General features: G+C 64.7%; 5 protein-coding genes, 1 pseudogene and 1 riboswitch. Of the genes and pseudogenes, 4 read left to right on the top strand and 2 right to left on the bottom strand.

The features are described from left to right. The 4 genes and pseudogenes from A5777_RS25095 to A5777_RS20245 all read left to right on the top strand — a co-directional run. Window positions 1–346: pseudogene (locus tag A5777_RS25095) on the top strand (hypothetical protein); the annotation flags it as partial. Next, complete coding sequence (locus A5777_RS25705; RefSeq protein ID WP_269447013.1) at window positions 336–467, top strand: hypothetical protein; 132 nt, start codon at window positions 336–338, stop codon at window positions 465–467. The pseudogene A5777_RS25095 and the gene A5777_RS25705, both read left to right, overlap by 11 nt. Then, entirely contained in the window at window positions 464–1,252 is a 789-nt protein-coding gene (locus tag A5777_RS20250) for an aldolase (protein ID WP_064864083.1), read from the top strand. Before A5777_RS25705 ends, A5777_RS20250 begins: the two co-directional genes overlap by 4 nt. Before the next feature lie 31 nt (window positions 1,253–1,283). Then, the gene (locus A5777_RS20245; protein ID WP_064864081.1) at window positions 1,284–2,177 is read left to right on the top strand and encodes a dihydrodipicolinate synthase family protein; all 894 of its coding nucleotides are present in this window, start codon (window positions 1,284–1,286) and stop codon (window positions 2,175–2,177) included. A gap of 118 nt (window positions 2,178–2,295) precedes the next feature. Here A5777_RS20245 and A5777_RS20240 read toward each other — a convergent pair whose 3' ends face one another. Both A5777_RS20240 and metE read right to left on the bottom strand, forming a co-directional pair. Beyond that, complete coding sequence (locus A5777_RS20240; RefSeq protein ID WP_064864079.1) at window positions 2,296–2,928, bottom strand: nucleoside/nucleotide kinase family protein; 633 nt, start codon at window positions 2,926–2,928, stop codon at window positions 2,296–2,298. Between the two features lie 108 nt (window positions 2,929–3,036). Next, window positions 3,037–5,361, bottom strand: a complete 2,325-nt coding sequence (gene metE / locus A5777_RS20235; protein WP_064864077.1) for a 5-methyltetrahydropteroyltriglutamate--homocysteine S-methyltransferase — start codon at window positions 5,359–5,361, stop codon at window positions 3,037–3,039. A gap of 142 nt (window positions 5,362–5,503) precedes the next feature. Further along, window positions 5,504–5,694, bottom strand: a riboswitch (cobalamin riboswitch). Between the last annotated feature and the right edge of the window lie 153 nt (window positions 5,695–5,847).

The raw sequence follows: 5,847 nt of genomic DNA, 5'->3' as shown, positions 1-5,847 counted from the left end.
CTACACGGCGATCATCTTCGCTGTCGTCGCCGTCCTGCTGATCTTCAACGATCCCCTGACCATCTTCGGTGACGCAGGTACGTTGGCAGCCTTCGGGTTCCTGCTGGTCTACTTCATGGTGTCGGTCGCGGCGCCGGCCTACCTTCGTGCCCGTGGCGAGTTGCGGCCCAAGAACATTGCGATCTGCGTCGCCGCGGTGGTCTGTCTTCTGGTGCCGACGATCGGGAGCTTCTACGGTGCCACCGGCGCCGGTGCGCTACTTTCCCTACGTGTTCGCGGCCTACATCGTTGTCGGACTCGTCTGGATGGGACTGGTGAGCCTTCGGAATCGGAACGTGCTCAGTGAGATCGAAGCCGACCTCGAGCGAAGTGTCGACATGGGCCACACCGCAGACATCGAAGTTGCGGCGGATACGTCGGACGCGCCGCAGGCGAGCACGACGTCGATGAAAGGTGGTCAGGTATGAGTACGACCTTCGGTGAGTCGAAATCAGAACTCATGACCCGCGCATCGCGAGAGATAGCGCGTAACTTCGCCGAATCGTCACTGACGACAAGACAAAAGGTGGCGATCACGTGTCGAGCACTGTTCGACGCCGGTCATGACTCGGGACTTGCGGGGCAGATCACGGCGCGGGCCGAGGAACCGCACACGTTCTACACACAGCAGTTGGGTCTCGGGTTCGACGAGATCACCGAGGACAACCTACTTCTCGTCGATGAAGACCTAGAGGTGCTCTGCGGATCCGGAATGGCTAATCCTGCCAACAGATTTCACTCATGGATCTACCGTGCGCGTCCTGACGTCGCCTGCGTCGTACACACGCATCCCTTTCACGTGGCGGCCCTGTCGATGCTCGAGGTGCCGCTGGTCGTCTCGCAGATGGACATCGCACCGCTCTATGACGACTGTGCCTTTCTGCCCGACTGGCCCGGAGTGCCCGTCGGCAATGAGGAGGGGGAGATCATCACGGCTGCCCTCGGCGACAAGAAGGCGGTGCTGTTGGCTCATCACGGACACGTGATCGCAGGCGCCAGCGTCGAAGAAGCGTGTTCGCTGGCGATGCTGATCGAGCGTGGAGCAAAGCTACAGCTCGCAGCCATGGCTGCGGGTTCGATCGCGCAACTTCCCGAACGTTTGGCTCGTGAAGCCCACGACTGGACTCTCACGCCTGCACGAAGTCGAGCGAACTTTTCCTACTACGCGCGCCGAACACTAGCGGCGCACCGCGATGTCCTTTCCGATTCCTGAACCACACCAATTTCCGAGGAGCCGATCACACATGTCTGACAGCCCGAGAATTCACGGCATCATCGCCTATCCCGTCACGCCTTTCACCGCCGAAGGCGACGTCGACACCGCGACACTTGCATCGCTGGTGGAGTCGCTCGTTGCCGCGAAAGTTCACGCTATCGCGCCACTCGGCAGTACCGGTGAGGCGGCCTATCTCTCGGACGCGGAGTACGACACGGTCGTCGACACGGTGACCCGTGCAGTCGCACAACGTGTTCCAGTGATCGTCGGAGCCTCGGAACTGACCACCGCCAACGCGATTCGACGAGCAGAGTACGCACAGCAGGCGGGCGCCGACGCCGTCATGGTCCTGCCCATTTCATACTGGAAGCTCAGCGATCGGGAAATAGTCCGGCACTATTCGAGTATCGGGGCCGCGATTGATCTGCCGATCATGGCCTACAACAATCCCGCGACGAGCGGCGTCGATATGTCCCCGGAACTGCTCGTGTCGATGTTCACCGACATCGACAATGTCACGATGGTCAAGGAATCGACCGGTGACCTCTCCCGGATGCTTCGGATCAAGGAACTCACGGGGAGTGAACTGCCCTTCTACAACGGCAGCAACCCTCTGGTTCTCGACGCCCTCGAATCGGGAGCCACCGGCTGGTGCACCGCCGCCCCACATCTGCGAGCCCAGGAGTGCCTCGATCTCTACGCAGCCGTGGCTGACGGGAATCATGAACTGGCGGCGAAGATCTACGACGATCTCGCTCCGCTCCTGCGGTTCATCGTGGCCGGGGGATTGCCGACCACGGTCAAAGCGGGACTTCGGCTCCTGGGCGTCGACGCAGGGGTGCCACGGCCTCCGCTACTGCCCCTCGATGCGCAGGGCGCTGCGGAGCTGTCGGCCATCCTCGGCCACGGCAGGTGCAGCTGACGTCGACGCTCCTGTGGAGGTGGGTGCGCCGGGCGGGAGATCCGTATGACGTTTCGCCGTGGATCGCGGGCCTTCTGTCAAACGGATCGGCGCCGGCTGTGCAGCTCAAGCCCTGAGGTCAGTCGATGGTGGTCGCGTCGAGGGTGGCGTCGCAGCGCGACTGCGTCGCTCTGATCTGTGCGGCGTTCGGGTCGTCGACGCTCCTGATCCACTCGAGCGCATCGTCGACGCTCCGCCCGGTGGCCACGTGCCGCGCCAGGAGGCGTTCATGTCGGATGGCGTCGGGGAGGTCGACGAACCACATGCGGTCGATGAGTCGACGAACGGGCGCCCACGCGCCGTCGAATGCGAGGTAGTTGCCTTCGACGACAACGATTCTCGCCGTTGCGGGGATCAGCGCCGATGCGGCGATCGGCTCGCCGAGGTTGTGGTCGAAATCTGGTGCGTAGACCTCGGTGTCCGGCGTGGCGGCCCTGCGGAGCGTCGCGACGAATCCGTCGACGTCGAAGGTGTCTTGCGCCCCACGTCGTTCGGTGCGGCGGAGGAGGTGCAGCATCGGTGTCGCGAGATGGAAACCATCCATCGGGAGATATCCGATGTGTGCGTCGCCGAGGCGGTCGGCGAGCTCGAGGGTCGCCCGACGTGCGACCGTCGTCTTACCCGCCCCCGGTGGCCCGGTGAATCCGACGACCACTCGGGAGCGGGTGTCCGCGAGGTCGATGATCTCTGCGACCAGCGCCTCGATGATCATGACTGAAACGATACGAGACAATCGACGGGGAATCGACGAGATGGAGTCATCCCGCCGATTCCCTGGTCGTCAGCGCTCTACGTCAATCCCCGACGTCAATCCCCGACGTCAGCGTTCGACGTCGGCACGCACGGTCGTCGCGGCGGAGACGAGGTTGCTTAGCGACGCGATCACCTCGCCCGGTGTGCGGGTCTTGAGTCCACAGTCGGGGTTGACCCAGAGTCGTTGCGGGCCAACGGCCTTCAACGCCGCGCGCAGCGATCGCTCGATCTCCGCTGTGCCCGGTACGCGAGGCGAGTGGATGTCGTAGACACCCGGACCAACGCCGTTCGAGAATCCGACGGCGTTGAGGTCGTCGAGGATCTGCATCGCGGAGCGGGCGGCCTCGATCGACGTGACGTCGGCGTCGAGGTCGGCGATCGCACCGATGACCTCGCCGAACTCCGAGTAGCAGAGGTGGGTGTGGATCTGCGACGAGTCGGCGACACCCGAGGTGGAGAGGCGGAATGCGCGGACTGCCCAGTCGAGGTAGCGCTGCTTGTCGGCATCACGTAGCGGAAGGAGCTCGCGCAGTGCCGGTTCGTCGACCTGGATGATGGTGATTCCGGCCTCCTCGAGGTCGACGGTCTCGTCGCGGATGGCCAACGCGATCTGATCGGCCGACTCCGCGAGCGGCTGGTCGTCACGCACGAACGACCACGCGAGGATCGTGACCGGGCCGGTCAGCATTCCCTTCACCGGTTTGTTGGTCAGCGACTGCGCGTAGGTGATCCAGTCGACGGTCATCGGATGCGCGCGCACGACGTCGCCGTACAGGATCGGCGGCCGCACGCACCGGGTTCCGTACGACTGGACCCATCCGTTGGCCGTGGCGAAGAAGCCGTCGAGCTGTTCGGCGAAGTACTGGACCATGTCGTTGCGCTCGGGTTCCCCGTGCACGAGTACGTCGAGTCCAATTTTCTCTTGCAGCGCAACCACATCGGCGATCTCGGCACGCATCCGCCGCTGGTACTCGGCCTCGTCGATCTGACCCGAACGCAGCGCGGCACGGGCGAGACGGATCGCCGAGGTCTGCGGGTAGGAGCCGATCGTGGTGGTCGGCAAGGGCGGAAGATCGAGCTGCGAGTTCTGTGCGGCGATGCGCTCTGCCGCGGGCATCCGTGTGACGTCGGTGTCGGTGACTGCGGCCAGACGAGCGCGCACTGCCGGGACGTGGACACGCGGATCACTTGCATGCGTGGCGAGCGCCTCGGCGGACGCTTCGAAGGCCTCCCGCTCCGACTCCCGACCGTTGCGCAGTGCGCGGGCGAGCACCCCGACCTCGTCGTACTTCTGCGCGGCGAATGCCAGCCAGCCTCGTAGGTTGTCGTCGAGTTCGTCCTCGGCGTCGAGTGTGTAGGGCACGTGCAGCGTCGAGCAGGACGTCGAAACAGCAAGCGCGCGTGCCGATCCCAACAGGGTGCCGAGGGCTGCGAGCGCCTTGTCGAGGTCGGTGCGCCAGATGTTGCGACCGTCGACGACGCCTGCGACGAGGAGCTTGTCGGCGAGTTCGGGGACCACGACGACCGAGTCGACCGAGCCCTCGACGAGATCGACACCGATGGCCTCGACGGGCGTGCGTGCCAGGGCAGCGAGAGACGCGCCGGGGTCACCGAAGTAGGTGTTGACGAAGAGCGCCGGACGGTCGGTCGCGGCACCGAGCCTCGTGTACACCGAATTGGCCAGTGCGGGAAGGTCTTCGGCGTAGTCGGTGACCAGCACGGGCTCGTCGATCTGGACCCACGCGATCCCGGCCCGAGCGAGTTGCGCGAGCAGCTGCTCGTACACCCCGAGCAGATCGTCGATCCTCGTCAGCGGCGCCGGAGCGTCGTCGCTGGCCTTGGCGAGTGCCAGGAAGGTGATCGGCCCGATGACGACCGGTCGGGCTTCGACGCCGAGTGCTTGTGCTTCCGCGATCTCGCCGAGAACCTTGTCGGGGTACAACCCGAACGTGGTGTCGCCGCCGATCTCGGGGACCAGATAGTGGTAGTTGGTGTCGAACCACTTGGTCATCTCCAGCGGAGCGATGTCCGCGGTGCCACGTGCCGCGGCGAAGTATCGGTCGAGTGGATCTGCGATGCCGTCGAACCGCTGGGGGAGTGCACCGAGAAGGACCGCGGTGTCGAGTACCTGGTCGTAATAGGAGAAGGTGTTCACCGGAATTGAGTCGAAACCGGCTGCGGCCAACTGTTCGACGGTGTCGCGTCGCAGTCCGGCTGCGATCTGGTCGAGCTCGGCAGCGCTGACGCTGCCCGCCCAGTAGCCTTCGATCGCCCGCTTGAGTTCGCGGCGCGGGCCGATCCGCGGCGTGCCGTGCACGGTGGCGGTGAACGGCCTGCCAACCGAATTCGACGCCGCCTCGGCGACGGTGGTGTGTGCTGAATTGATGGACATGAGTTCGTGAACTCCTGCATTCGACGTGGACGGTTCACCGCCATGCAGGGAGAGTCGACGAGCCCCGGGTGGTGTGCAGAAGACACCACGACACGCTGATCGACCTGCGCCCGGTCCACGAGGCGGCGAGCCACCGGTCGCGGCGCGACCGGTACAGGAGGCAGGTCTTCGGACTCGTCGGCGGGCTCACACGCGGTGAGATTCCTAGTGGCCGTCGCTTCCCGAGCTTTCGCCCAGTGCGTGGTGACGGCGGTCGTTCCGACATACCGCTGCGGGACAGTTCCGGATTCTCACCGGATTCCCTCTCATCCGACCTCCGGTGACCGTGGTCGGATTCGACGCCGCGCGCGGGACGGAGGGGCTCCATCACGATTCCCGGCGGGCGAACCAACTGCCGTTGCAGCATAGCGCAGGGCGACGTCGAAGCGATTCCCCGTCGCTGACGCCGTGCCTGGTTCTCTCGGAACCTGTCTCTTATACACATCT

Source organism: Gordonia sp. 852002-10350_SCH5691597, assembly GCF_001665715.1.
Lineage (GTDB): Bacteria > Actinomycetota > Actinomycetes > Mycobacteriales > Mycobacteriaceae > Gordonia > Gordonia sputi.
Note: the sequence above shows the minus strand (reverse complement) of the source record. Positions and strands in the feature narration are given on the sequence as shown.

Excerpts from the sequence above, each read along its gene's own strand:
- A5777_RS20250 (WP_064864083.1), top strand. The coding sequence starts at position 464 with ATGAGTACGACCTTCGGTGAGTCGAAATCAGAACTCATGACCCGCGCA.
- A5777_RS20245 (WP_064864081.1), top strand. The coding sequence starts at position 1,284 with ATGTCTGACAGCCCGAGAATTCACGGCATCATCGCCTATCCCGTCACG.
- A5777_RS20240 (WP_064864079.1), bottom strand. The coding sequence starts at position 2,928 with ATGATCATCGAGGCGCTGGTCGCAGAGATCATCGACCTCGCGGACACC.
- metE (WP_064864077.1), bottom strand. The coding sequence starts at position 5,361 with ATGTCCATCAATTCAGCACACACCACCGTCGCCGAGGCGGCGTCGAAT.